The organism is Geodermatophilus sp. SYSU D00703, from assembly GCF_054050155.1.
Genome location: NZ_JBJGYU010000005.1, coordinates 149,744 through 174,743 on the forward strand (window position 1 = coordinate 149,744; position 25,000 = coordinate 174,743).

Here is a 25,000-nt window from a genome sequence, read left to right on the forward strand (position 1 = left end):
CGCCCCGGGGGGGGGGGGGGGGGGGGGGGGGGGGCGGGGGGGGGGGGGGGGGGGGGGGGGGGGGGGGGGGGGGGGGGGGGGGGGGGGGGGGGGGGGGGGGGGGGGGGGGGCGGGGGGGGGACGCGCCCCCCCCCCCCCCCCCCCCGCCCCCGCCCCCCCCCCCCCCCCCCCCCCCCCCCCGCCCCCGCCGCCTGCCCGCTCCTCGCTCGGCCGGCGCGCGCTGGGCCTGTGGCTGCGCTGGTGGCGCCGGCTCACCGCCATGCGGACGGCGATCATCCTGCTGTTCCTGCTCGCGCTGGCCGCCATCCCCGGGTCCCTGCTGCCGCAGCGGTCGCTCAACCAGAACAACGTCCGGCAGTACTTCGCCGACCACCCGACGCTCGCGCCGTGGCTGGACCGGCTGTACCTGTTCGACGTCTTCAGCTCGCCGTGGTTCGCCGCGGTCTACCTGCTGCTGTTCGTCTCGCTCATCGGCTGCGTCGTCCCCCGGCTGGTCGAGCACGTCCGCGCGCTGCGCGCGGCGCCGCCGCCGGCCCCCCGCCGGCTGCTGCGGCTGCCCGACTCCGGCGAGCTGACCACCCCACTGCCCGGGCCGGCCGCCCTCGACGTGGTCGAGGAGGAGCTGCGGGTGCAGCGGTTCCGCGTCGTCCGCCGCTCCGGTCGCGACGGTGAGGAGCTGTCGGCCGAGAAGGGCTTCTGGAAGGAGTCGGGGAACATCCTGTTCCACCTCTCCCTGGTCGCCCTGCTGCTCGGCCTGGCCGGCGGCAAGCTCTGGGGGTACGAGGGGAGCATCCTGGTCACCGAGGGCCAGGGGTTCTGCAACAGCTTCCAGCAGTACGACACCTACTCCGCCGGCCCACTGGTGGAGGGCGCCGACCTGACGCCGCTGTGCGTCGACCTCGAGGACTTCCGCGCCGAGTACGAGGAGAACCTGACCGCGGCCTCCTACACCGCGGACATCACCCACGGCGCCCCCGGCGCCCCCGGCGAGGAAGGCGAGCGGCACACGATCGGCGTCAACGACCCGCTGCGGGTCGACGGCGACCGGGTCTACGTGACCGGCCACGGCTACAGCCCCCGGTTCACCGTCACGCTGCCCGACGGGCAGGTGTTCGAGGGCGTCTCGGCGCCGTTCCTGCCCACCGACCAGTCGACGCTGGCCAGCGAGGGCGCGCTCAAGCTGCCCGACCTCGGCGCCGGGGTGGACGACCAGCTGGCCATCCAGGGCTTCTTCGCGCCGACCGGGGTGCTGCAGGGCGGCATCCTGACCTCGGTCGACCCGCGGCCGCTCGACCCGCAGGTGGCGATCCTGGCCTACCAGGGCTACCTGGGCCTCGACTCCGGCCTGCCGCAGTCGGTCTACTCGATCGACCAGAGCCAGATCGACCGCGGCCGGCTGACCGAGGTGGGCCGGGCCAACCTCGCGGTCGGGGAGACCCTGACCCTGCCCGACGGGACGGCGATCACCTTCGACGGCGTCGCGCAGTTCGCCGCGCTGCAGTTCTCCCACGACCCCGGCCAGGTGTGGGTGCTCGGCGCCGCCGTCAGCCTGCTCACCGGCCTGCTCGCCCTGCTCCTGCTGCGCCGGGAGCGGTTCTTCGCCCGGGTCGGGCCGGCTCCCGACGGCGGCGGTACCGTGCTGGCGGTCGGCTCGCTGACCAGGGGCGGCGGCGAGAGCGCCACCCGGTTCGCCGAACTGACCGGCCGGCTGCGGGCCGCGCTCGACGAGCGTGCCCCCACCACTCCTGCCCCGTCGTCCGGCGGGGTCCGCACCGGAACCGGAGGCTCCCCGAGTGCCCGTTGACCAGTCGCTGGCCGAGCTGTCGGACACCCTCTTCTCGATCACCGTCGCGATCTACTCGGTGGCCGTCGTGGCCTTCTCCGCCCAGCTGGCCTTCGGCCGCCGGCCGGCGCGCGAGCTGGTCACGGCCGGCGTCGGTGGGAGCGGGGCCCGAGTGGACGGCGACGCGCCGGCTCCCCAGCAGCGCAGCGCCCGGTGGGGCCTGGTCGGCGTCGGCCTCACCGCGGTGGGTGCGCTCGTGCACGCCGCCGTCCTGGTCACCCGCGGGACGGCCGCCGGGCGGCTGCCGTGGGGCAACATGTACGAGTTCGCCACGGCCGTTGTCCTCATCGGCGTGGCCGCCTTCCTGGTGCTGTCCGTCCGCATGCCCGGGGTGCGCACCATGGGCGCCTTCGTGCTCGCGCCCGTGGTGCTGTCGCTCGTCGCGATCGGGCTGTTCCTCTACGCCGAGGCCGGGCCGCTGGTCGCCGCGCTGCGGTCCAGCTGGCTGGCGGTGCACGTGAGCACGGCCATCATCGGCTTCGGCGTCTTCTTCGTCAGCGGCATCGCCAGCGTCCTGTACCTGCTGCGCGTCCGGTACGACGCCCGCGGGGGCGACGGAGGATCGTCGGTGCTGGCCAGGCTGCCCGCAGCGGCGGCGCTGGACCGGGTCGCCCACCGCACCGTCGTCTTCGGGTTCCCGGTCTGGACCTTCGCGATCATCGCCGGCGCCATCTGGGCGGAGAGCGCCTGGGGCCGGTTCTGGGGCTGGGACCCCAAGGAGACCTGGGCCTTCATCGCCTGGGTCGTCTACGCCGGCTACCTGCACGCCCGGACGACGGCCGGCTGGCGGGGCCGTCCCGCGGCGTGGGTCGACGTCGTCGGCCTGGTCGTGATGGTCTTCAACCTGCTCTACGTGAACATGGTGTCGACCGGGCTGCACAGCTACGCCGGGGTGAACTGACCGTTCCCGGTCCCGCGCGACGGGGTGACACGTTCCCCGTTTCGGGGCCGAGCGACGTGACGCGGGGCACCGCGCGTGCTTCCATGCGCGCATGACGCGAAACGGGGCAGTCCGCCGTGGGTAGGCACGCGGCCGCCGACGGCGCCGCCGTGCACCCCGTCGTCGCCGCGGCGCTCGCCCGGCGGGCGGCCGGGTCGCCCTCGGGGCGGCACGGGGACCTGCGCGCCGAGACCACGCACACCAACGTCGGCTGGCCCGGGCGGACCGACGAGGAGCCGTCCTCCGGCAACCCGACGGGCTGGCCGGGCGGCATGACCGAGCAGTCGCCGCAACGGGCCCCCGCTCCACCGGCGCGGCCCCGCGGCTGGCGCCGGTTCTTCGGGTCGCGCGCGGCCTGACGGCGGCCAGGAGCGCGACCCCGGGAGCCTCCGCCATCGGCCCCATGCAGGGGCCCGCCACGAGCGTGCGAGTGGCGGCGGCAGGGGCTCCCCGCTCAGGCGGGGGAGCCGTCGTCCCGGCGGGTGCGGCGCTCGAGCTCGCGCAGGAAGTCGGGGTCGTCGTCCGGGGCCAGTGGGCGCACGTCGCGCTGCGGCCGGGGACCCGGCCGGCGCGGGGCTCGCACGCCGTTACCCCTTTCGGGACCGCCCGCAGCCGCGGCGGCGCGCATGACCAGCACGACCACGGCAACCGCCACCACCAACACCACAACGAAGGCCATCGCGCCTGTTCCCCCCTCGTCCGTCGAGCCCGAGTGCACTCCACAGTACGACCGCGGCGATACTCGACCGCGGCAGGCAGCAGCGCGGGAGGGGAGTGGGCCATCGACGCCGTCGACCGGCAGCTGATCGACCTGCTGCGCGCGAACGGGCGGGCGAGCTATGCCGAACTCGCCCGGCAGGTGGGGTTGTCCTCCCCGGCGGTGCACGAGCGCGTCGGCAAGCTCGAGGCCGCGGGCGTCGTCCTCGGCTACGAGGCGATCGTCCACCCCGCCGCGCTCGGGCTCGACGTCACCGCGCTGGTGAGCGTCATCGAGAGCGACTCGGTCGACGACACCGGCATCGAGGAGGCGCTGCGCGCGATGCCGGAGGTCGAGGACTGCTGGCGGGTGGCCGGTGCGGAGGGCTACGTCCTCAAGGTGCGCGTGACCGACATCCCGGCACTGGAGGCGACCATCAGCGCGTTGAACCGGATCAGAGGCGTCGCCCGCACCCGGACGACGGTCGTGCTGAGTACCAAGTGGGAGGGCCGCCATGGCCGAGAGCGCTGAACCGACGGTGCCGCAGGCGCCGACCGGGGGGCCGGCGGCGCGGCCGCGGATCGCCCCCTGGCTGGTCATCTACACCGTGGGCCGGTTCGCGATCGCGGCCGCGCTGGTGCTGCTGCTGTGGTGGCTGGGCCTGGACTTCTGGTCGGGTGCCCTGTTCGGCCTGCTGCTGTCGATGCCCGTCTCCTACCTGCTGCTGCGGCCGTCCCGCGAGCGGCTGACCGAGGCGCTGGCCGCGCGAAGCGTCGCCCGCAAGCAGGCCAAGCAGGACATCGCCGCCCGGCTCACCGGCGACGGCGCCTGACGGCCCCCTCCCGGGTCCCGGCCCGAGCTCGCGAGGGCTGGGGAGGAGGGGGTCCTCTCTCTCAGCCGCTCAGGGCCAGCCCCGCGCCGAACAGGACGCCGGTGGCGAGGGTGAGCAACCCGGTCCCCTGCAGTGCGCCGATGAGCACCCGCCCGCGCCCGCCGGAGAGCACGGTGCGCACCGGCGGCACGGCCAGCGGGACGGCGAGCAGGCCCAGCAGCGCCCACGGCCGGACGACGCCGAGGGCGATCACCACCGCGAAGGCGACGCCCAGCAGCGCGGTGAACAGCACGCGGGTGCCCCGGTCCCCGACCAGCACCGCCAGGGTGCGCTTGCCGACGGCGGCGTCCCCCTCGATGTCGCGGAGGTTGTTCACGACCAGCAGGGCCACGATGAGCAGCCCGATGGGCACGGAGGCGGCGACCGCGAGCCCCTCGACCGTGCGGGTCTGCGCGAACGTCGTCCCCACGACGGCGACCAGGCCGAAGAAGACGAAGACGAAGACCTCGCCGAGCGCGCGGTAGCCGTAGGGGAGCGGGCCCCCGGTGTAGGTCCAGGCCGCGACGATGCAGACCGCGCCGACGGCGACCAGCCACCAGCTCGACAGCGCCGCCAGTGCCAGCCCGGCGACCCCGGCGACGGCGAAGGACAGCACCGCCGCCAGCAGCACCTGGCGGGGCGTCGCCGCTCCCGAGCCGACCAGCCGCATGGGCCCCACCCGTGCCGCGTCCGTGCCGCGGGTGCCGTCGGAGTAGTCGTTGGCGTAGTTGACCGCCACCTGCAGGGCCAGCGCGACGACCATCGCCAGCAGCGCCGGGACGAGCCGGAAGCCGTCGAGCGCCGCGGCCGCGCCGGTGCCGACGAGCACCGGTGCCACGGCCGCGGGCAGCGTGCGGGGGCGGGCGCCGGCCAGCCACTGCGCGGGGGTGGCCACGGGTCAGCTCCTCCCGTCGGTCACCGCGGCGGCGAGGCCGCGGCGGTCGGGCTTGCCGGTGTGCAGGGTCGGCACGGCGGCGATCCGGTGCAGTTCGCGGGGGGCTGCGGGAGCGCCGAGCCGCTCGGCGACCCACGGCCGCAGCGCAGCCAGGTCGGGGTCGGCGCCGGGGGCCGGGACGACGGCTGCGACGACCCGCTGCCCCCACTCGGCGTCCGGCCGCCCGAAGACGACCGCGTCGGCGACGTCCGGGTGCTCGCGCAGGACCCCCTCCACCGCCTGCGGCGCCACGTTGACCCCGCCGGTGACCACCACGTCGTCCAGCCGGCCGTGCACGGTCAGCCGGCCGTCGGCGTCGAGCGCCCCGGCGTCGCGGGTGCGGAACCAGCCGTCGGCGAACGCGGCCGCGGTGCCCTCGGGGTCCAGGCGGTACCCGAGCGCCAGCACCGGCCCGGCCAGCTCGACGCCGCCCTCGGTCACGCGGACGCGGACGCCGTCCAGCGGCTCCCCGTCGTACACGCAGCCGCCGGCCGTCTCGGTCATGCCGTAGGTGGTCACGACGGTCACGCCGGCCTCCCGCGCCCGTGCCAGCAGGGCCGGATCGGTGGCCGCTCCGCCGACGAGCACCGCCTCGAACGCCCGCAGCGCGCCGGGCTCGGCGTCGAGGTACCGCCGCAGCTGGGTGGGCACGAGCGCGGTGTACCGCCGTCCGACCGGCATGCGGGCGAGGGCGTCGGCGACCCGCTCGCCCCTGGCCAGCACGGTGGGCCGGGTGCCGGCGAGGACCGACCGGCAGAGCACCTGCAGCCCCGCGACCGCCGACACCGGCAGCGCCAGCAGCCAGCCGCCGGGGCCGCCGAGCCGGTCCAGCGTGGCCTGCCCGGAGGCGCGCACCGCGGCCGCCGGCAGCAGCACGCCCCGGCCGCCGCCGGTCGAGCCGGAGGTGGCGACGACGAGGTCCGCTCCGGGCTCGAGCGGCTCCTCGGGGCGCAGCACCGCGCGGGCCGCCGCCACGGCCGCCGGCGGCCCCGGGGGCAGCACCGCGAGGGGTGCCGTGCCGTCGAGGGCGGCGCGCAGCGGGGGCAGCAGGGCGAGGGGGTCGGCCGGCGCGGGGAGGAGGGTCAGCTGCCGGGACACGGGTCCCGAGGCTACTGCGGCGCCGATCTAGGCTGCTCGTGTGACGGACGCGGCCGGGGGTCAGCTCGAGCCGCACGTCTGGTCGGTGCCGATGCGCACCCGGTTCCGGGGCATCGACGTGCGCGACGGCGTGCTCGTGCGCGGCCCGGCCGGGTGGGGCGAGTTCTCGCCGTTCTGGGACTACGACGTCGCGGAGAGCCGCCGGTGGTGGACCGCAGCGGTGGAGGCTGCCTGCGAGGGCTGGCCGGCGCCGGTGCGGGACACGGTCCCGGTGAACGTCACCGTGCCGGCGGTCGATGCGGAGCGGGCGCACGCGGTCGTGGCGGCGTCGGGCTGCCGCACGGCGAAGGTCAAGGTCGCCGAGCCCGGGCAGACGCCGGCCGAGGACCTCGCCCGTGTGGAGGCGGTGCGCGACGCCCTGGGCCCGGGCGGCGCCATCCGGGTCGACGTCAACGCCGCGTGGGACGTCGACACCGCGGCAGCCCGCATCCGGGAGCTGGACCGGGTGGGGCTCGAGTACGTCGAGCAGCCCTGCGCCACGCTCGCCGAGCTCACCGCGCTGCGCCGCCGGATCGACGTCCGGGTCGCGGCCGACGAGGTGGTCCGCCGGTCGGGTGACCCGCTGCGGGTGGACCTGCGCGAGGCCTGCGACGTCGTCGTGCTCAAGGTGCAGCCGCTGGGTGGCGTGCGGGCGGCGCTGCGCGTCGCCGAGGCGCACGGCCTGCCGAGCGTGGTGTCCTCGGCGCTGGAGTCCTCGGTGGGCATCGCCGCCGGGGTGGCGCTCGCCGCGGCGCTGCCCGAGCTGCCCTTCGCCTGCGGGCTGGCCACGGTCGCGCTGTTCACCGCCGACGTCACCGGCGACCCGCTGCTGCCGGTGGACGGCGCCCTGCCCGTGCGGGCCGTGGTCCCCGACCGGCTGGCCGAGGTCGCCGCCGACGCCGGCACGGCGCAGCGGTGGCGGGCGCGGCTGGCCGCGGTGGCCGCGTGAACCCCTCCACCGCGTGCGCCCGGGTGCTGGTCGACGAGCTGGTCCGGGGCGGCGTCACCGACGCGGTGCTCGCCCCCGGGTCGCGGTCCGCGCCGGTCGCGCTGGCGCTGTTCGAGGCCGAGCGCGCCGGCCGGCTCACGCTGCACGTGCGCATCGACGAGCGGACGGCGGCCTTCCTCGCCCTCGGGCTGGCCAAGGCCTCGGGGCGCCCGGTGCCGGTGCTCACCACCTCCGGGACGGCGACCGCGCACCTGCACGCCGCCGTCCTCGAGGCCGACGCCGCGGGCGTGCCGCTTCTGGCGCTCACCGCCGACCGCCCGCCGGAGCTGCGCGACACCGGGGCCAACCAGACCATCGCGCAGCCGGGGCTCTACGGGCAGGCGGTCCGCGCGGCGGTGGACGTCGGCGTGCCCGAGGCCGGTCGGGAGGCGGCGCAGAACCGCTACTGGCGCTCGCTGGTCGCCAAGGCCCTGCTCACCGCCCGCGGCGCGCTGTCGGCCGACCCCGGACCGGTGCACCTGAACCTGCCGTTCCGCGAGCCGCTGCTGCCCCACGACCCGGCGCCGCCCGAGCTCGCCGAACCGTGGGCCGGCCGACCCGGCGGCGCCCCGTGGACCGAGGGCGCCGTCCCCCGGGTCCCGCCGCCGGCCGACGGCGGCCCGGCGCGCACGCTGGTGGTCGTCGGCGACGCGCCGCCGGCGCTGGGCCGGGCCGCGGCCGAGCTCGCCCGCGAGCGGAACTGGCCGGTCGCCGCCGAGCCCTCCAGCGGGGCGTGGGCGGCGTCGGTGCGCGGTGGCGCGCTGCTGCTCGGCGCGTCGGCGTGGCTGGTCGCGCACCGCCCGGAGCGGGTGCTGGTCGTGGGCCGGCCGACCCTGTCCCGGCCGGTGTCGGCGCTGCTCGCCGACCCCGCGGTCCGGGTGGAGACGGTCGCGGCCGCGCCCCGCTGGGCCGACGCGGGCCGCTCGACCGCGGCCGTGGGCGCGCTGCCGATCGGCGGGCCGGCGGCCGACCCGGACTGGCGGGCCGCCTGGTGCGCGGCGGCCGGCCGCGCGGGATCGGCGGTCGACGGGTTGCTCGACGCGGTCCCGGGGCTGCCGGCGGGACGGCTGGCCCGCGACCTGGTGGCCGCGCTGCCCGACGGCGCGCTGCTGGTCCTCGGCTCCTCGACGCCGGTGCGCGACGTCGACCGGCTCGCCGTCCCCCGCGACGGGGTCACCGTGCTGGCCAACCGCGGCGTCGCCGGGATCGACGGCACCGTCTCCACCGCCGTCGGTGCCGCGCTCGCCCACCAGCGGGCCGGCGGCGGTCCCGCGGTGGCGCTGCTCGGCGACCTCACCTTCCTGCACGACCTGCAGGGCCTGCTCCCCGGCGACGGCGAGGCGCTGCCCGACCTCACCCTCGTCGTGCCGGACAACGACGGCGGCGGCATCTTCGCCCAGCTCGAACCCGGGCAGTCGCGGTACGCGGCCGGGTACCGGCGGGTGTTCGGCACCCCGCACGGCCGTGACCTCGTGGCGGTCGCCGAGGCGCTGGGGTGGCCGGCGACCGCGGTGGACGGCCCGGCGCAACTGGCCGCGGTCCTGGCGACGGGCGGTCCGCGGGTGGTCGTCGTCCGCACCGACCAGCGGGCCGAGGCGCAGCTGGCGGCGGCGCTGCGGACCGCCGTGGCCGAGGCCCTGGGCGAGCCGGGCCACGACGGCGCCTGACGGGGCGCTCCGCGGCTACCGTGCCGGGGGTGACCGAGCAGCGCGGCGAGCCACGCCGGGCGGGTCGATCCGAGCACAGCACCCGGGAGCAGCGACCGGCCCGGGCGTCCGGTGACGGGCCGGGTGCCCCAGGTGCGTCCGGCGCCCTCGGGGAGGTCATGGGCCAGATCGCCCGGGCCCTGCAGGAGGAGCACGGGGACGTCGAGGCCACCCTGCTGGTCATCACCGCGACGGCGGTCGACGCCGTCCCCGGCGCCTCGGACTGCGCCATCAGCCACGTCATCGGCCGCCGCACGGTCGAGCCGCGGGTGTCGACCGGAGAGCTCGCCCGCCGGGCAAACCGGTCGACGTCGCCGAGGAGGTCACGCGCACCGGGGCGCTGCCGGGCGCCGGTTGAGCCGGTGATCGTCCGGGCACGGGCAGGCGCACGGTGCGCGGAGCCGCCGGCAGTTCCGCGCACCCAGGTCCGGCAGTCCAGAACCAGGGCTGCCGGGCCGCCTCCGAGTGGTCCCCTGCCGACCGGCGGAGCAGGCTGGGACTCCCCCCACCGGTAGAGGAGCCTGCGATGGTCACTCCCGAGCCCGAGCCCGAGGCCGGCCGCGAGTTCTGGCGGGACATCAAGCCCCTGGAGAACGTCTTCCGCAAGGACGCCGCCCCCGAGATCTTCCTGCCCGACACGCTGGACGACGACGAGCGGTACTTCATCCCGCTGTCGGAGACCGTGGGCTCGCGGCCGCTGTGGATCTCGCTGACGCAGAACCGCTGGGCCGACGTCCTCTGGGCCAAGCAGGCCGGGCTGGTCAACCGGCACTACCACCCGCACCAGGTCTTCGGGTACACGCTGTCGGGGAAGTGGAGCTACCTCGAGCACGACTGGGTGGCCACCCGCGGCACGTTCGTCTACGAGACGCCGGGGGAGGCGCACACCCTCGTGGCCCACGAGTCCGACGAGCCGATGCGGGTGCACTTCAACGTCACCGGCCCGCTGATCTGGCTGGACGAGAACGGCGAGCCCGAGGGCACCTTCGACGCCTACGACTACCTCGAGCTGGCGCGTGAGCACTACGAGAAGGTCGGCCTGGGCGCCGCCGCGGTGGAGCAGCTGCTGCGCTGACCCTCCGGCGCGGCTAGCTCTCCAGCGCGGCCTGGAACGCGGCGAACTTCGCCTGGGTCTCGGCCAGCTCGGCTGCCGGGTCGGAGCCGGCGACGATGCCGCAGCCGGCGAACAGCCGGGCGGTCGCGGGCTCGTCGTCGCACAACTGGGCGCAGCGCAGGGCCAGGCCGAACTCACCGTCGCCGCGGGCGTCGAGCCAGCCGACCGGCCCGGCGTAGCGGCCGCGGTCCATGCCCTCCAGCTCGCCGATCAGTCCGGCGGCGGCCGCCGTGGGCGTGCCGCAGACGGCGGCGGTCGGGTGCACCGCGCCGACCAGCTCCAGCAGGCCGGCGGTGCCGCGGGCGCCGTTGCGCCGCTGGACGCCGGTGACGTCGGTGGCCAGGTGCCGCACGTTGGCCAGCGTGAGCAGCTCCGGCTCCTCCGGCGCGGTGAGGGCCGAGCAGTACGGCCCGAGGGCGCGCACCAGCGACTCCACGGCCAGCGCGTGCTCCGCGCGGTCCTTGGCCGAGCCGAGCAGCGCGGCGGCCAGCCGCTCGTCCTCCGCGCCCGCCCCGCGCGGCGCCGTCCCGGCGAGCACCCGCGAGGAGAGCTCCCGGCCGGTGCGGCGCAGCAGCAGCTCGGGAGTGGCGCCCAGCAGCCCGTCGACGGCGAAGGTCCAGCAGCCGGGGAAGCGGGCGGCCAGCCGGGCCAGCAGCGCCCGCGGGTCCAGCGGCGCGTCGGCGGTGACCAGCAGGTCCCGGGCGAGCACCACCTTGGCCAGCTCACCGGCGGTGATCCGCTCCACCGCGGCGGCCACGGTCGCGCACCACGAGGCCGGGTCCATCGCGCCGTCGGCGTACCGCAGCCGGCCCAGCGGTGCGGGATCGGCCGCCGCGGTGGCGGCCAGCGCGTCGAGGGGGTCGGCGTCGCCGGTGGTGGTCACCCACGCGACGCCGTCCCGCCGTCCGACGACGACCTCCGGGACGACGAAGACCGACGTCCCGGCAGCCGGGTCGAAGGCGATGCTGGCGAACGCGACCGGCCCCGAGCCGGGCACGCCGAGCCGGTCGTCGACGTCGAGGCCGGCGCTGTGCTCCGCCCACCACTCGGCGGCCTCGGCCAACGCGGACGGGCCGGAGACCTCCAGCCGCGCGGCCTCTCCCCAGCCCACCAGGCCCTCGCCGCCGCGCACCCAGGACAGGGCGCCGGCGCCCGGCAGGAGGTCCAGCAGCGCGGGCGGGTCGGGGAGCGGGGTGGTGACGACAGGGGTGACCGCCTCGGTGCTGGTCACGGCTGCCGCGGTCACGGACCCAGCGTATGCGGCGCGCCGGCTCAGCCGCCGGAGACGGCTTGTAACGTCAGCCGCCGTGGGAGACCGGCGAGAGGGCGCACACACCGCGGGGCGGCGGGCCGGTCTGGACAAGCAGCCGGCCGACGTCGCGGCCATGTTCGACCGGGTCGCGCGGCGCTACGACCTCACCAACACGGTGCTCTCCGGTGGCCGGGACGCCGCCTGGCGCCGGGCCACGCGCGAGGCCCTGGGTGCCCGCCCGGGGCAGACGGTGCTCGACGTCGCCGCGGGGACGGCGGTGTCCACGGTGGAGCTGGCCACCGGCGGCGTGCGCGCCGTCGCCTGCGACTTCTCCCAGGGCATGCTCCGCGCGGGGGCCGACCGGTCGGTGCCCAAGGTGGCCGGCGACGCCATGGCCCTGCCGCTGGCCGACGAGAGCGTGGACGGCGTCGTCATCTCCTTCGGCCTGCGCAACGTCGCCGACCCCGACGCGGCGCTGCGCGAGTTCGCGCGGGTGACCCGGCCCGGGGGGACGCTGGTGGTCTGCGAGTTCTCCAGCCCCACCTGGCGCCCGTTCCGCACCGTCTACACCGAGTACCTCATGCGGGCCCTGCCGCGGATCGCCCGCGCGGTGAGCAGCAACCCGGACGCCTACGTCTACCTGGCCGAGTCGATCCGGGCCTGGCCCGACCAGCCGGCGCTGGCCGCCCGGCTGCAGGCGGCGGGGTGGGCCGACGTCTCGTGGCGGGACCTCACCGGCGGGGTCGTCGCCCTGCACCGGGGGCGCAAGCCGCGGGCCTGACGCCATGGGCGCACCTCGGCCCCGTCCGGAGGCTCGCCGCGAGCGTGCGAGCGGTGAGGAGGACGGGGTCCTTGATGGAACCGTGACGTGCGGTTCACGGAAGGCCACTTGTCACCGATGTCACACCCCGGCATAAGGTAGGGACCGAGGACTTTGTGAAGCAATTCACAAAGTCACACGGACTCGACGCGAGGAGGCCGAGGTGGACGACGGCGACCGGCGAGCTGACGTGCTCGTCGTCGGGGCCGGTCCCGCGGGCTCCTCGGCGGCCTGGCACCTGGCGCGGGCCGGCCGCGACGTCGTCGTGCTGGAGAAGGCCGGGTTCCCGCGGGAGAAGGTCTGCGGGGACGGACTCACCCCCCGGGGCGTGAAGGCGCTGGCCGACATGGGCGTCGACACCACCGGGTGGGTGCGGCACAAGGGGCTGCGGGTCACCGGCGGCGGGCAGGTCGTCGAGGTGGACTGGCCGCGGCTGGCCTCCTGGCCGTCGTACAGCCTGGTCCGCAACCGCCGCGACCTCGACACCCGACTCGCCGCGCACGCGGAGGCCGCCGGCGCCCGGGTGGTCCAGGACGTCACCGTCACCGGCCCGCTGCTCGACGACGCCGGGCGCGTGACCGGCGTGCACGCGGCGGAGGGGTCCGACCGCACGCCGGTCCGCTGGACGGCGGCACTGGTCGTCTCGGCGGAGGGGCTGTCCGGGCGGCTGGGTAAGGCGCTGGGCCTCGTCCGCCGCGAGGACCGTCCGCTCGGGGTCGCCGTCCGCCGGTACGTCCGCTCCCCACGGACCGACGACGACTACCTCGACATCTCCTTCGACCTGTCCGCCTCCGGCCCGAGCGCGGACTCCATGCCCGGCTACGGCTGGGCGTTCGGCATGGGTGACGGCACGAGCAACGTCGGCTTCGGCCTGCTCGACCAGCGCCGGGGCACCGGTGCCGAGCCCCGCGCGGTGCTGCGCGAGTGGCTGGCGACGCTGCCGCCGGAGTGGCAGTTCGGCGACGAGCACGCGGTCACCCCGCTGCGCGGCGCCGGGCTGCCGATGGCGCTGCACCGCCGGCCGGCCTACACGCGGGGGCTGCTGCTGGCCGGTGACGCCGCCGGCACCGTCAACCCGTTCAACGGCGAGGGCATCAGCTACGCGCTGGAGACGGGGCGGATGGCCGCGGAGGCGGCGGTCGAGGCCCTCGCCCGCCCGGAGGGGCTCGCCCGGGAGGCGGCGCTGCGGTCCTACCCGGCCCGGCTGCGCGAGGACTACGGCCGCCACCACCGGCTCGGCACGGCCTTCCTGGCGCTGCTCGACCGGCCCGGGCTCGTCCGCTTCGCCACCGCGCACGGCCTCAGGCGGCCCGCGATGGTCGAGGCCGCGCTCCGCCTCATGGGCAACCTCTCCGACGGCCGGGACGGCGACCGGTTCGACCGGGTCGTCTCCGTGCTCACCCGACTGGCACCGGCGGTCTGACCGTGCGCGCCGGACCGCCCCAGACCCCCCGCACCGGAGGGCGCTGCTGATGCTCTCGACCTACGTCCCCATCGTGGGGCTGTTCGCGCTGGCCGCTGCGTTCGCGCTGTTCTCGGTGACGGTCGCGCCGTACGTCGGCCCGCGCCGCTACAACCGGGCAAAGCTCGACGCCTACGAGTGCGGCATCGAGCCGGTGGACCAGCCGCTGACCGGCGGCCGCTTCCCGGTGAAGTACTACCTGGTCGCGATGCTGTTCATCGTCTTCGACATCGAGATCGTCTTCCTCTACCCGTGGGCGGTCGCCAACGACGCGCTCGGCGTCTTCGGGCTGATCGAGATGGTCGTGTTCATCGCCACGGTCTTCATCGCGTACGCCTACGTGTGGCGTCGCGGCGGGCTCGACTGGGACTGACAGGAGCCGATCCATGGGACTCGAGGAGAAGCTGCCGAGCGGCGTCCTGCTGACGACGGTCGAGAAGCTGGTCAACTGGACGCGCAAGTCCTCGCTGTGGCCGGCCACCTTCGGCCTGGCCTGCTGCGCCATCGAGATGATGGCCACCGGCGCCGGCCGCTACGACCTGGCCCGCTTCGGCATGGAGGTCTTCCGGGCCTCACCGCGCCAGGCCGACCTGATGATCGTGGCCGGCCGGGTGAGCCAGAAGATGGCGCCGGTCCTGCGGCAGATCTACGACCAGATGCCCGAGCCCCGCTGGGTGCTGGCGATGGGCGTCTGCGCCAGCTCGGGCGGGATGTTCAACAACTACGCGATCGTGCAGGGCGTCGACCACATCGTCCCGGTGGACATGTACCTCCCCGGCTGTCCGCCGCGGCCGGAGATGCTCACCGACGCGATCCTCAAGCTGCACCACAAGATCATGAACGAGCCGCTCGGCGAGAAGCGGGCCCGCGAGCTGGAGCAGGCGCGGGCCGAGGGCCGGGCCGAGGACCTCCACGTCGAGATGCCCTCCACGGTGCGGGTCGACAAGGCGGCGCGGGCGGCCTACGAGCGGGCCGCCGCCGAACGGCGCACCGGCCAGTTCGCCATCGAGCAGCGCGGCGGCCACGCGGTGCTACTGCCCGAGCCGTACGTCAGGAGCAAGTCGTGACGGGGCCGGGCGACCGCAGCGGGACGGACGCGAGCCAGGGGGCGGGCGCTCCCTCGGGCGGCTTCCGCAAGGGCGCCTTCGGCGTCTCCGGCAGCGGGGACACCTCCGGCTTCGGTGGCCTGGTCCGCGTCGAGCCCGGCGGGGCGATCGCGCTGCACTCGACCGAGCGGCCCTACGGCGGCTACTTCGACGAGGTCACCGACGCGCTCATCGAGGCCGTCGGCCAGGCGACCTACGACGCGGCGGTGCAGCGCGTGCTGGTCGACCGCGGGGAGATCACCTACTTCGTCGCCCGGGAGCACCTGCTGACGCTGGTGCGGGCGCTGCGGGACGACGAGGCCCTGCGCTTCGAGCTGTGCAGCAGCGTCTCCGGGGTCGACTACCTCGACAGCGGCGGCCCCGCGGTGGCCCCCGGGCGACCGCGGCTGCACGTGGTCCACCACCTGACGTCGATGACCTACCGCCGGCGCATCCGGCTGGAGGTCGCCGTCCCCGCCGAGGACCCGCACGTCCCGTCGGTCGTGCCGGTCTACCCGACGGCGGACTGGCACGAGCGGGAGACCTGGGACATGTTCGGCGTCGTCTTCGACGGCCACCCGGCGCTGACCCGGATCCTCATGCCCGACGACTGGGACGGCCACCCCCAGCGCAAGGACTACCCGCTCGGCGGTGTCCCGGTCGAGTACCACGACGCCACCATCCCGCCGCCCGACACGCGACGGAGCTACCGATGAGCGCCCGACGGACGAGGGGCCGACGATGACCACGACCGACCCGTACGCCGGCTCGTACGAGACCACCGAGGGACGCGTCTACACCGTCACCGGCGGCGACTGGGACCAGACGCTCGGCACCGAGGCGTACGGCGAGGAGCGGCTCGTCGTCAACATGGGGCCGCAGCACCCGTCCACCCACGGCGTCCTGCGCCTGGTGCTCGACCTCGAGGGCGAGACGGTCACGAAGGCGCGGGTGGTGATCGGGTACCTGCACACGGGCATCGAGAAGAACACCGAGTACCGCACCTGGACGCAGGGCACGACCTTCGTGACGCGGATGGACTACCTGTCCCCGCTGTTCAACGAGGCCGGCTACTGCATGGCCGTCGAGAAGCTGCTCGGCGTCGAGGCGCCGCAGCGGGCGCAGACCATCCGCGTGCTGGTGATGGAGCTCAACCGGATCGCCTCGCACCTGGTCGCCCTGGCCACCTTCGGCATGGAGATGGGCGCGCTCACCGGGATGACCAACGGCTTCCGGGAGCGCGAGCTGGTCCTCGACCTGCTCGAGGAGATCACCGGGCTGCGGATGAACCACGCCTACATCCGACCCGGCGGTCTGGCCCAGGACCTCCCGGAGGGCGCCGTCGAGCACATCCGCGAGTTCCTCGAGGTCATGCCCGCCCGGGTGGCCGACTTCCACAAGCTGCTCACCGGGCAGCCGATCTGGCAGCGCCGACTCAAGGACGCCGGGTACCTCGACGTCACCGGGTGCGTCGCGCTGGGCATCACCGGCCCGGTGCTGCGGGCCACGGGCCTGCCGTGGGACCTGCGCAAGGTGGAGCCCTACCTGGGCTACGAGACCTACGACTTCGATGTGCCGACCGCCGACACCTGCGACGCGTGGGGGCGCTACCTGGTCCGCATGGCCGAGATCAACGAGTCGCTGAAGATCATCGAGCAGGCCCTGGACCGGCTGGAGCCGGGCCCGGTGATGGTCCAGGACAAGAAGATCGCCTGGCCCGCCCAGCTGTCCCTCGGCCCCGACGGCATGGGCAACTCCCTCGACCACGTCCGGCACATCATGGGCCAGTCGATGGAGGCCCTGATCCACCACTTCAAGCTGGTCACCGAGGGCTTCCGGGTGCCGGCCGGGCAGGTCTACGTGCCGATCGAGTCCCCGCGCGGCGAGCTCGGCTACCACGTGGTGAGCGACGGCGGGACCAGACCGTGGCGGGTCCACGTGCGCGACCCCAGCTTCGTCAACCTGCAGGCGACGGCGGCGATGAGCGAGGGCGGCATGATCGCCGACGTCATCGCGGCGATCGCCTCCCTGGACCCGGTGATGGGAGGTGTGGACCGGTGAGTGCACTGCCCGGCTCTCCCGAGGGCACGGCGGTCACCGGCTTCGACAGCTCCCCGGTCGAGCCCGCACCCGCGGACCTGCCGCCGCTGACCGAGCAGACCCGGCTCGAGGCGCGGGAGATCATCGCCCGCTACCCGCAGCCGCGCTCGGCCCTGCTGCCGATGCTGCACCTGGTCCAGAGCTACCAGGGCTACGTCACGCCCGAGGGGGTGGCGCTGTGCGCGGAGGAGCTCGGGCTGACCAAGGCCGAGGTGGGCGCGGTCGCCACGTTCTACACGATGTACAAGCGCCGCCCGACCGGTCGGCACCTTGTCAGCGTCTGCACGAACACGCTGTGCGCCGTCCTCGGCGGGCAGCGGATCTTCGACGCCCTGGCCGCCGACCTCGGCGTCCACCACGACGAGACCGCCGCCGACGGCTCGGTCACCCTCGAGCACGCCGAGTGCCTGGCCGCCTGCGACTACGCCCCCGTGGTCACCGTCGACTACGAGTTCTACGACCAGCAGGACGTCGAGAGCGCCCGCGCGCTGGTCGCGGCGCTGCGGCGCGGGGAGAAGCCGCACCCCACCCGGGGCGCGCCGCTCACCGACTTCCGCGGGGTCTCCCGGCAGCTGGCCGGCTTCGACCAGTTCGGCAGCGAGCGGACCCGGCGGGCCGCGATCGACGCCGAGGGCGCGATCGGCCCGACGCTGGCCGGGCTGCGGCTGGCCGCCGAGCGCGGGGAGAGCGCCCCGCCGATGCCCGGTCCCGAGCAGCCGCCGGCCGACACCGGCGAGCCGCGCGAGCAGGAGGGTCCTCCTGCCCCCCGCCACTCGCCGGCGCGCGGCGGGACCCTGCAGGAGGGCCGACGGGGCGGGGCCGGGAAGACCCCAGCGGAGGAGGCCGCCGACGCCCGCGTCGCCGCGGCCGACACGCCGGCCGAGCGGGCCGGCGCCGCGCAGGCCCACCCCGACGAGGGCGCCGAGTACGGGCAGCCGCGCGGGCGGCAGCGGGCCGGCACGGAGAACCCGCCTGCGGCCGAACCGGCCACCGGCACCACCCCCACCGAGAGCAAGGAGGCCTGACCCGTGCCTCTCGCCCCCGTCCTCACCTCCCGCTGGGCCGAGCCGCAGTCCTGGCGGCTGTCGACCTACGAGCGGCTCGACGGCTACACCGCGCTGCGCACGGCGCTCGGCATGAGCCCCGACGAGCTCGTCTCGCTGGTCAAGGACTCCGGCCTGCGCGGCCGCGGCGGCGCCGGCTTCCCGACCGGCATGAAGTGGAGCTTCATCCCGCAGCCCAAGCCCGGCGAGACGCCGACCGGCCCGGCGGCGATGCCCAAGTACCTCGTGGTCAACGCCGACGAGGGCGAGCCGGGCACCTGCAAGGACCTCCCGCTGATGATGGCCGACCCGCACTCGCTCATCGAGGGCGTGGTCATCGCGGCCTACGCCATCCGCTCGCACCTCGCCGTCATCTACGTGCGGGGTGAGGCGGTGCACGCGCACCGCCGGCTGGTCAACGCCGTCGAGGAGGCCTACGCGGCCGGCTACCTGGGCGAGGACGTCCTCGGCTCCGGCTACGACCTCGAGCTGATCGTCCACGCCGGGGCGGGTGCCTACATCTGCGGCGAGGAGACCGCGCTGCTCGACAGCCTCGAGGGCTACCGCGGGCAGCCGCGCCTCAAGCCGCCGTTCCCGGCCGTCGCCGGGCTCTACGGCGCCCCCACGGTCATCAACAACGTCGAGACGCTGGCCAGCGTGCCGTTCGTCGTCCGCGGCGGGTCGGACTGGTTCAAGGAGTTCGGTCCGGAGAAGTCGCCCGGGCCGAAGATCTACTCGCTGTCGGGCCGCGTCGTCCGGCCGGGCCAGTACGAGGCGCCCATGGGGACGACGATGCGCGAGCTGCTGGAGATGGCCGGCGGCATCCGCCCCGGGCACGAGCTGAAGTTCTGGACGCCGGGCGGCTCGTCGACGCCGTACTTCACCCCCGAGCACCTCGACGTCCCGCTCGACTTCGACTCGGTGGCCGCCGCGGGCTCGATGCTGGGCACCACCGCGCTGATGGTCTTCGACGAGACCGACTCGATCGTCGAGGCCACCCTGCGGTTCACCGAGTTCTACGCGCACGAGAGCTGCGGTAAGTGCACGCCGTGCCGGGAGGGCACGTACTGGCTGGTCCAGATCCTGCAGCGGCTGGTCGACGGCAGGGGGACGGCGGCCGACCTGGACCTGCTGACCGACACCTGCGACAACATCCTGGGTCGCTCCTTCTGCGCCCTCGGTGACGGCGCGACCAGCTGCATCGCCAGCTCGCTGAAGTACTTCCGCGACGACTACGTCGCGTTGCTGCCGCCGGAGGAACAGGCCCGCCTCGGCCGCAGCCTCCGGCTCGAGCCCGTCGGAGTGGCCTCGTGACGACGCCCCAGCCCGCGCCCGCCGCCGTCCCCGCCGTGCCGGGACCGCACACCCCACCCGACGCCGTCCACTGCACCATCGACGGCTTCGACGTCGCCGTGCCCAAGGGGACGCTGATCATCCGGGCCGCGGAGATGATCGGCGTGCAGATCCCGCGGTTCTGCGACCACCCGCTGCTCGACCCGGTCGGCGCCTGCCGGCAGTGCCTGGTCGAGGTGGAGGGGCAGCGCAAGCCGGTGGCCTCCTGCACCATGCCGGTCACCGAGGGGATGGTGGTGAAGACGCAGCTCACCAGCCCGGTCGCCGACAAGGCGCAGCAGGGCACGATGGAGCTGCTGCTGATCAACCACCCGCTGGACTGCCCGGTCTGCGACAAGGGCGGCGAGTGCCCGCTGCAGAACCAGGCGATGAGCAACGGCCGGACCGAGAGCCGGTTCGTCGACGTGAAGCGGACCTATCCCAAGCCGCTGCCGATCAGCAGCCAGGTCCTGCTCGACCGCGAGCGCTGCGTGCTCTGCGCCCGCTGCACCCGCTTCTCCCAGCAGGTGGCCGGCGACCCGTTCATCGAGCTGTTCGAGCGCGGCGCGCTGGAGCAGGTGGCGATCTACGAGGACGAGCCGTTTTCCTCCTACTTCTCCGGCAACACCACCCAGATCTGCCCGGTCGGTGCGCTGACCAGCGCCCAGTACCGGTTCCGCTCCCGCCCGTTCGACCTGCGCAGCGAACCCAGCGTCTGCGAGCACTGCGCGTCGGGCTGCGCCCAGCGCACCGACTACCGCCGCGGCCGGGTGCTGCGCCGGCTGGCGGGGGACGACCCGCAGGTCAACGAGGAGTGGAACTGCGACAAGGGCCGCTTCGCGTTCCGCTACGCGACGGCGAACGACCGGCTCACCACGCCCCTCGTCCGCCGGGACGGCGTGCTGGAACCGGCGTCCTGGCCGGAGGCGTGGGTCGTGGCCGCCGAGGGGCTGCGCGCCGCGCGGGAGGCCGGCGGCGTCGGTGTCCTGCCCGGTGGCCGGCTCACCGTCGAGGACGCCTACGCCTACGCCAAGTTCGCCCGGGTGGCCCTGGGCACCAACGACGTCGACGCCCGCGCCCGCGCGCACTCGGCGGAGGAGCTGGCCTTCCTCGCCGCACACGTCGCCGGCACCGGCCCGGTCAACGGGGCGGTCACCTACGCCGACCTCGCCGCGGCGCCGGCCGTGCTCCTGGCCGGGTTCGAGCCGGAGGAGGAGTCGCCGATCGTCTTCCTCCGCCTGCGTCGCGCCGTCCGCACCCGCGGCCTGGCGGTCTTCGACCTCGCCCCGTTCGTGACCCGCGCGGCCGAGAAGCTGCAGGCCACGGTGCTCGCCACCCTGCCCGGCACCGAGGCGCGGTCCCTGGCGGCGCTGGCCGAGGGCACCTGGGGCGGGCCGGCGGTCGACGCGCTCCGGCAGCCCGGCGCGATCGTGCTCGCCGGCGAGCGGCTGGCCGAGGTCCCCGGAGCGTTCTCCGCCCTGGCCGCCCTGGCGCGGGCCACCGGCGTCCGCGTCGCCTGGGTACCCCGCCGGGCCGGGGAGCGCGGCGCCGTCGAGGCCGGCGCGCTACCGACGCTGCTGCCCGGCGGCCGCCCGGTCACGGACGAAGGCGCCCGCGCGCAGGTCGCCGCCGCCTGGGGCGTCCCCGACCTGCCGGCCACGCCCGGCCGCGACACGACCGGCATCCTCACCGCGGTCACCCACGGGCAGCTCAAGGGCCTGCTCGTCGGCGGGGTCGACCCGGCCGACCTGCCCGACCCGCAGCTGGCCATGGCGGCCCTGGCCGACGCCGACTTCGTGGTCAGCCTGGAGCTGTTCCCGAGCGCGGTCACCGAGCACGCCGACGTCGTCCTCCCGGTGGCCGCCGCGCCGGAGAAGGCCGGCGGCTACCTCGACTGGGAGGGCCGGCTGCGGTCCTTCGACGCCACGCTGCACGGCACCGGGCAGCTGCCTGACGGGCGCGTGCTGCAGGGGCTGGCCGACGAGCTCGACGTCGACCTGCGGCTGCCCGCCCCCGAGGTGGCCCGCGCCGAGCTCGCCGCGCTGGGCGCCGTCGCCGTCCGCCCGCAGGTCACCGGCCTGGACGTCGCCCCGCCGGCCGACCCGCCGCTGGCCGAGGACGAGGCGGTGCTGGCCTCCTGGCGGCAGCTGCTCGACGTCGGCACGCTGCAGCGCGACGAGCCCGAGCTGGCCGGGACCGCCCGCCCGCCGGCGGCCCGGATCGGCAAGGGCGTCGCCCGGCGGCTGGGCCTGGCCGACGGCGACCGGCTCACCGTCTGCGGCGCGATGGGGGAGGTCACCCTGCCCGTGGTGGTCACCGAGATGCCCGACCAGGTGGTCTGGCTGCCGATGCGCTCACCGGGGAGCGAGGTCAGGACCGCACTGGGCACGCCGCCCGGGGGCGTCGTCCGCCTCGTCGCTGCGTCCTCACCCACCCCGACCACCCCCACCGGAGGCGCCGCGTGACCGTCCTGGCCGCCACCGACCAGCCCACCCTCGCCGACTTCGGACACGACGTCTGGTGGATCGTGCTCATCAAGATCGTCGGCGTCTTCGTCGTCCTCGTGCTGATGACGCTGTTCGCGATCGTCTTCGAGCGCAAGGTCGTCGCCCGGATGCAGCAGCGGATCGGCCCCAACCGGGTCGGCCCGCGCGGCTACCTGCAGAGCCTCGCCGACGGGCTCAAGCTGGCGTTCAAGGAAGACATCATGCCGGCGCTCGCCGACAAGCCGGTCTACTTCCTGGCCCCCGTCATCGCCGCGATCCCGGCCTTCCTGGCCTTCTCGGTGATCCCGCTCGGCCCGACGGTGAGCATCTTCGGCCAGCGCACCCCGCTGCAGCTGACCGACGCCCCCATCGGCGTCCTCGTCGTGCTCGCCTGCTCGGCGATGGGCGTCTACGGCATCGTGCTCTCCGGCTGGTCCTCCGGCTCGACGTACCCGCTGCTGGGCAGCCTGCGCAGCGCGGCGCAGATGGTCAGCTACGAGATCGCGATGGGGCTGTCGATCGTCGCGGTGTTCCTCTACGCCGGCTCGATGTCGACCTCGGACATCGTCGCCGCGCAGGCCGACGGCACGCAGCTGTCCTTCTTCGGGCTGGAGTTCACCGGGCCCGGCTGGTACGCGATCCTGCTGCCGGTCTCCTTCGTCATCTACTGCGTCGCCGTGGTCGGCGAGACCAACCGGGCGCCGTTCGACCTGCCCGAGGCCGAGAGCGAGCTGGTCGGCGGCTTCCACACCGAGTACTCGTCGCTGAAGTTCGCGCTGTTCTTCCTCGCCGAGTACATCAACATGGTCACCGTCTCGGCGCTGGCCGCGACGCTGTTCCTCGGCGGCTGGCGGGCGCCGTGGCCGATCACGATCTGGGACGGCGCCAACAGCGGGTGGTGGCCGCTGCTGTGGTTCTTCCTCAAGGTCGTCGTCGCGCTGTTCGTCTTCATCTGGCTGCGCGGCACCCTGCCCCGGCTGCGCTACGACCAGTTCATGCGCTTCGGGTGGAAGGTGCTGGTGCCGACGGCGCTGGTCTGGATCCTCGCCGTCGCGACGATGCGCACCGTCGCCCGCGAGGCGGAGCTGTCCACCGGTGAGGTGGCGCTGTTCGTCGGCGTCCCCATCGCGCTGCTGGTCCTCGCCGGGCTGCTGGTCGCCAGCCGCATCAGCAACCGTGACACCCGGATCGCGGCCGCCAAGGCGGCCGCGGGGTCGATCCACCCGACCGACGCCGAGCCGGAGGTCCTGCCACCGACCGGGGCGCGGCGCCGGCCGGCCGGCGCGCCCAGCCGCGCCGAGGGCGGCTTCCCCGTCCCGCCCATGGACCTGAAGGTGCCGCCGTCCCCGCGGCTGCGCAGCAGGGAGACCGTCGCCGCCGGCGGGGTCGTGAGCACCGGACGGCGGGGCACCCGCACCGAGGAGGAGGACGGCGATGCCTGAGCGGGACCCGTCCACGGACGGCACCGAGAAGGGCCTGGCCCAGGCGTCCCGCGGCGAGCTCGCCCGCCGCGACGGGGACGCCGCCCCGGTCAAGCGGGCCAGCCGGCTGCCCGGGCCGGCCCAGGGCTTCGGGGTCACCTTCGCGCAGATCTTCCGCAAGGTGACCACGGAGCAGTACCCCTACGAGCCCAAGGTGACCAAGCCGCGCTACCACGGGCGGCACGTGCTCAACCGGCACCCCGACGGGCTGGAGAAGTGCGTCGGGTGCGAGCTGTGCGCCTGGGCCTGCCCGGCCGACGCCATCTACGTCGAGGGCGGCGACAACACCGAGGACGCCCGCTACTCGCCCGGTGAGCGGTACGGGCGCGTCTACCAGATCAACTACCTGCGCTGCATCTTCTGCGGGCTGTGCATCGAGGCGTGCCCCACCCGCTCGCTGACGATGAGCAACGACTTCGAGCTGGCCGACGACAACCGGCAGGACCTCATCTACACCAAGGAGCAGCTCATGGCCCCGCTCCTGCCCGGCATGGAGGCGCCGCCGCACCCCATGCGGCTGGGGGACGACGAGCGCGACTACTACGTCCGGCAGCCGGACCCGGCGTCGCCCGCCGAGCCGGTCACGGTGGAGGCCCCGTGAACGGCGCGGTCGTCGGCACCGGCGAGGCCGTCGTCTTCTGGGTGCTCGGCCCGATCGCGCTGGCCGGCGCACTGGGCATGGTGCTCTCGCGCAACGCCGTCCACTCGGCGCTGTGGCTGGTCAACACCATGCTGGCGCTGGGCGTCTTCTACGTCGTCCAGGCGGCGCCGTTCCTCGGCGCGGTGCAGATCATCGTCTACACCGGCGCGATCATGATCCTCTTCCTCTTCGTGCTCATGCTGGTCGGCCGGGACTCCTCCGACTCGGTGGTGGAGACCCTGCGCGGGCAGCGGGTGGCCGCGATCCTGCTCGGCATCGGCTTCGCCGGGCTGGTCGGCGCCGGGATCGCCCGTGCCACCCAGGACCTCCCGGTCACCGGGCTCCAGGCGGTGCAGGGCGGCGAGGACAGCAACATCGACGTGGTCGCCGAGGTGCTGTTCACCCGGTACCTGCTGGCGTTCGAGGTCACGAGTGCGCTGCTCATCACCGCGGCCGTCGGCGCCATGGTGCTGGCCCACATCGAGCGCGAGCCCGGCACCCGCCGCACGCAGAAGGAGCTCTCCCGGGCCCGGTTCCTCACCGACCGGCCGCAGACGCTGCCCGGCCCCGGCGTCTACGCCCGGGCCAACTCCGTCGCCGCCCCCGCGCTGCTGCCCGACGGCCGGCCGGCGGAGGACAGCTACGCCACCGGGATCGACCCCCAGGAGGTCGAGCAGATGCCGCGTCCCACCGGCCGCGCGGAGCTCGGCACCCCCGACGCGGCCCTCGGCACCCTCGACCCGGCACCGGAGGAGCGGCCGTGAGTCTCACGCACTACCTGGTCCTGGCCGCGATGCTGTTCACCATCGGCGCGGTCGGCGTGCTGGTGCGACGCAACGCGATCGTCGTCTTCATGTGCATCGAGCTGATGCTCAACTCGGTGAACCTCACGCTGGTCACGTTCGCCCGGGCCAGCGGCGCCATCGACGGGCAGATCATGGCGTTCTTCGTCATGGTCGTCGCCGCGGCGGAGGTCGTCGTCGGCCTCGCGATCATCATGTCGATCTACCGGACCCGCCGGTCGGCGTCGGTCGACGACGCCAACCTGCTCAAGTACTGAGAACGGGGA

The 25,000-nt window shown here is 75.2% G+C and carries 25 protein-coding genes; 21 read left to right on the plus strand and 4 right to left on the minus strand.

The genetic code is table 11. The features are described 5' to 3' along the window. The first annotated feature begins 259 nt into the window (after positions 1-259). From resB to ACI782_RS08560, 3 genes are all read left to right on the plus strand, one after another. Positions 260-1,804: a cytochrome c biogenesis protein ResB gene (gene resB / locus ACI782_RS08550; protein WP_456908080.1), complete on the plus strand. Its 1,545-nt coding sequence runs from the start codon at positions 260-262 to the stop codon at positions 1,802-1,804. Next, complete coding sequence (gene ccsB / locus ACI782_RS08555; protein WP_456908082.1) at positions 1,794-2,744, plus strand: c-type cytochrome biogenesis protein CcsB; 951 nt, start codon at positions 1,794-1,796, stop codon at positions 2,742-2,744. Before resB ends, ccsB begins: the two co-directional genes overlap by 11 nt. Positions 2,745-2,860: 116 nt before the next feature. After that, positions 2,861-3,142 carry a hypothetical protein gene (locus ACI782_RS08560; RefSeq protein ID WP_456908084.1) on the plus strand — a complete coding sequence of 94 codons (282 nt, stop codon included), beginning with the start codon at positions 2,861-2,863 and terminating at the stop codon, positions 3,140-3,142. Between the two features lie 95 nt (positions 3,143-3,237). Here ACI782_RS08560 and ACI782_RS08565 read toward each other — a convergent pair whose 3' ends face one another. Then, complete coding sequence (locus ACI782_RS08565) at positions 3,238-3,438, minus strand: hypothetical protein (protein ID WP_456908086.1); 201 nt, start codon at positions 3,436-3,438, stop codon at positions 3,238-3,240. Between the two features lie 57 nt (positions 3,439-3,495). Here ACI782_RS08565 and ACI782_RS08570 point away from each other — a divergent pair, with 57 nt between their 5' ends. Further along, positions 3,496-4,011 (plus strand): Lrp/AsnC family transcriptional regulator, encoded by a 516-nt coding sequence (locus ACI782_RS08570; RefSeq protein WP_456908088.1) that lies wholly within the window; start codon positions 3,496-3,498, stop codon positions 4,009-4,011. Beyond that, positions 3,995-4,312 carry a DUF4229 domain-containing protein gene (locus ACI782_RS08575; protein WP_456908090.1) on the plus strand — a complete coding sequence of 106 codons (318 nt, stop codon included), beginning with the start codon at positions 3,995-3,997 and terminating at the stop codon, positions 4,310-4,312. Before ACI782_RS08570 ends, ACI782_RS08575 begins: the two co-directional genes overlap by 17 nt. Positions 4,313-4,373: 61 nt before the next feature. On the opposite strand, the gene ACI782_RS08580 is transcribed toward ACI782_RS08575, so the two are convergent. Together ACI782_RS08580 and menE are read right to left on the minus strand one after the other, a co-directional pair. Next, entirely contained in the window at positions 4,374-5,246 is an 873-nt protein-coding gene (locus ACI782_RS08580; protein WP_456908092.1) for a 1,4-dihydroxy-2-naphthoate polyprenyltransferase, read from the minus strand. Between the two features lie 3 nt (positions 5,247-5,249). Further along, complete coding sequence (gene menE, locus ACI782_RS08585; protein WP_456908094.1) at positions 5,250-6,383, minus strand: o-succinylbenzoate--CoA ligase; 1,134 nt, start codon at positions 6,381-6,383, stop codon at positions 5,250-5,252. Between the two features lie 40 nt (positions 6,384-6,423). Between menE and ACI782_RS08590 the strand changes: the two genes are divergently transcribed. The 3 genes from ACI782_RS08590 to ACI782_RS08600 all read left to right on the plus strand — a co-directional run bounded on the left by ACI782_RS08590 (position 6,424) and on the right by ACI782_RS08600 (position 10,191). Beyond that, positions 6,424-7,371, plus strand: a complete 948-nt coding sequence (locus tag ACI782_RS08590) for an o-succinylbenzoate synthase (RefSeq protein WP_456908096.1) — start codon at positions 6,424-6,426, stop codon at positions 7,369-7,371. Further along, the gene (gene menD / locus ACI782_RS08595) at positions 7,368-9,077 is read left to right on the plus strand and encodes a 2-succinyl-5-enolpyruvyl-6-hydroxy-3-cyclohexene-1-carboxylic-acid synthase (RefSeq protein ID WP_456908098.1); all 1,710 of its coding nucleotides are present in this window, start codon (positions 7,368-7,370) and stop codon (positions 9,075-9,077) included. Before ACI782_RS08590 ends, menD begins: the two co-directional genes overlap by 4 nt. Positions 9,078-9,642: 565 nt before the next feature. Continuing rightward, complete coding sequence (locus ACI782_RS08600; RefSeq protein WP_456908100.1) at positions 9,643-10,191, plus strand: 2,4'-dihydroxyacetophenone dioxygenase family protein; 549 nt, start codon at positions 9,643-9,645, stop codon at positions 10,189-10,191. A 13-nt stretch (positions 10,192-10,204) separates the two neighbouring features. On the opposite strand, the gene ACI782_RS08605 is transcribed toward ACI782_RS08600, so the two are convergent. After that, a complete protein-coding gene (locus ACI782_RS08605; RefSeq protein ID WP_456908102.1) occupies positions 10,205-11,476 on the minus strand; it encodes an isochorismate synthase in 1,272 nt (423 codons plus the stop codon). A 61-nt stretch (positions 11,477-11,537) separates the two neighbouring features. Here ACI782_RS08605 and ACI782_RS08610 point away from each other — a divergent pair, with 61 nt between their 5' ends. The 13 genes from ACI782_RS08610 (at position 11,538) to nuoK (ending at position 24,991) form a co-directional block, all read left to right on the plus strand. Continuing rightward, a complete protein-coding gene (locus ACI782_RS08610) occupies positions 11,538-12,263 on the plus strand; it encodes a demethylmenaquinone methyltransferase (RefSeq protein WP_456908104.1) in 726 nt (241 codons plus the stop codon). A gap of 202 nt (positions 12,264-12,465) precedes the next feature. Further along, positions 12,466-13,725 (plus strand): geranylgeranyl reductase family protein, encoded by a 1,260-nt coding sequence (locus ACI782_RS08615; protein WP_456908106.1) that lies wholly within the window; start codon positions 12,466-12,468, stop codon positions 13,723-13,725. 49 nt (positions 13,726-13,774) lie between these two features. Next, the gene (locus ACI782_RS08620) at positions 13,775-14,137 is read left to right on the plus strand and encodes an NADH-quinone oxidoreductase subunit A (RefSeq protein ID WP_456908108.1); all 363 of its coding nucleotides are present in this window, start codon (positions 13,775-13,777) and stop codon (positions 14,135-14,137) included. A gap of 13 nt (positions 14,138-14,150) precedes the next feature. After that, complete coding sequence (locus ACI782_RS08625) at positions 14,151-14,831, plus strand: NuoB/complex I 20 kDa subunit family protein (RefSeq protein ID WP_456908110.1); 681 nt, start codon at positions 14,151-14,153, stop codon at positions 14,829-14,831. Beyond that, positions 14,828-15,565, plus strand: coding sequence for an NADH-quinone oxidoreductase subunit C (locus tag ACI782_RS08630; protein ID WP_456908112.1), 738 nt, complete (start codon positions 14,828-14,830; stop codon positions 15,563-15,565). The genes ACI782_RS08625 and ACI782_RS08630 overlap by 4 nt, the downstream gene beginning before the upstream one ends. Before the next feature lie 25 nt (positions 15,566-15,590). Continuing rightward, positions 15,591-16,910 carry an NADH-quinone oxidoreductase subunit D gene (locus ACI782_RS08635; protein ID WP_456908113.1) on the plus strand — a complete coding sequence of 440 codons (1,320 nt, stop codon included), beginning with the start codon at positions 15,591-15,593 and terminating at the stop codon, positions 16,908-16,910. After that, positions 16,907-17,974, plus strand: a complete 1,068-nt coding sequence (nuoE, locus tag ACI782_RS08640) for an NADH-quinone oxidoreductase subunit NuoE (protein ID WP_456908115.1) — start codon at positions 16,907-16,909, stop codon at positions 17,972-17,974. The genes ACI782_RS08635 and nuoE overlap by 4 nt, the downstream gene beginning before the upstream one ends. 3 nt (positions 17,975-17,977) lie before the next feature. Beyond that, entirely contained in the window at positions 17,978-19,306 is a 1,329-nt protein-coding gene (gene nuoF, locus ACI782_RS08645) for an NADH-quinone oxidoreductase subunit NuoF (protein ID WP_456908117.1), read from the plus strand. Continuing rightward, positions 19,303-21,789, plus strand: coding sequence for an NADH-quinone oxidoreductase subunit G (locus ACI782_RS08650; RefSeq protein ID WP_456908119.1), 2,487 nt, complete (start codon positions 19,303-19,305; stop codon positions 21,787-21,789). Before nuoF ends, ACI782_RS08650 begins: the two co-directional genes overlap by 4 nt. Next, the gene (gene nuoH, locus ACI782_RS08655; RefSeq protein WP_456908121.1) at positions 21,786-23,252 is read left to right on the plus strand and encodes an NADH-quinone oxidoreductase subunit NuoH; all 1,467 of its coding nucleotides are present in this window, start codon (positions 21,786-21,788) and stop codon (positions 23,250-23,252) included. The genes ACI782_RS08650 and nuoH overlap by 4 nt, the downstream gene beginning before the upstream one ends. After that, positions 23,245-23,892 (plus strand): NADH-quinone oxidoreductase subunit NuoI, encoded by a 648-nt coding sequence (nuoI, locus tag ACI782_RS08660; RefSeq protein ID WP_456908123.1) that lies wholly within the window; start codon positions 23,245-23,247, stop codon positions 23,890-23,892. The genes nuoH and nuoI overlap by 8 nt, the downstream gene beginning before the upstream one ends. Continuing rightward, positions 23,889-24,695, plus strand: coding sequence for an NADH-quinone oxidoreductase subunit J (locus ACI782_RS08665; protein ID WP_456908125.1), 807 nt, complete (start codon positions 23,889-23,891; stop codon positions 24,693-24,695). Before nuoI ends, ACI782_RS08665 begins: the two co-directional genes overlap by 4 nt. Further along, entirely contained in the window at positions 24,692-24,991 is a 300-nt protein-coding gene (nuoK, locus tag ACI782_RS08670; RefSeq protein ID WP_456908127.1) for an NADH-quinone oxidoreductase subunit NuoK, read from the plus strand. The genes ACI782_RS08665 and nuoK overlap by 4 nt, the downstream gene beginning before the upstream one ends. The last annotated feature ends 9 nt before the right edge of the window (positions 24,992-25,000 follow it).

Excerpts from the sequence above, each read along its gene's own strand:
- ACI782_RS08620 (WP_456908108.1), top strand. The coding sequence starts at position 13,775 with ATGCTCTCGACCTACGTCCCCATCGTGGGGCTGTTCGCGCTGGCCGCT.
- ACI782_RS08625 (WP_456908110.1), top strand. The coding sequence starts at position 14,151 with ATGGGACTCGAGGAGAAGCTGCCGAGCGGCGTCCTGCTGACGACGGTC.
- resB (WP_456908080.1), top strand. The coding sequence starts at position 260 with ATGCGGACGGCGATCATCCTGCTGTTCCTGCTCGCGCTGGCCGCCATC.
- ACI782_RS08635 (WP_456908113.1), top strand. The coding sequence starts at position 15,591 with ATGACCACGACCGACCCGTACGCCGGCTCGTACGAGACCACCGAGGGA.
- nuoI (WP_456908123.1), top strand. The coding sequence starts at position 23,245 with ATGCCTGAGCGGGACCCGTCCACGGACGGCACCGAGAAGGGCCTGGCC.
- ACI782_RS08600 (WP_456908100.1), top strand. The coding sequence starts at position 9,643 with ATGGTCACTCCCGAGCCCGAGCCCGAGGCCGGCCGCGAGTTCTGGCGG.
- ACI782_RS08575 (WP_456908090.1), top strand. The coding sequence starts at position 3,995 with ATGGCCGAGAGCGCTGAACCGACGGTGCCGCAGGCGCCGACCGGGGGG.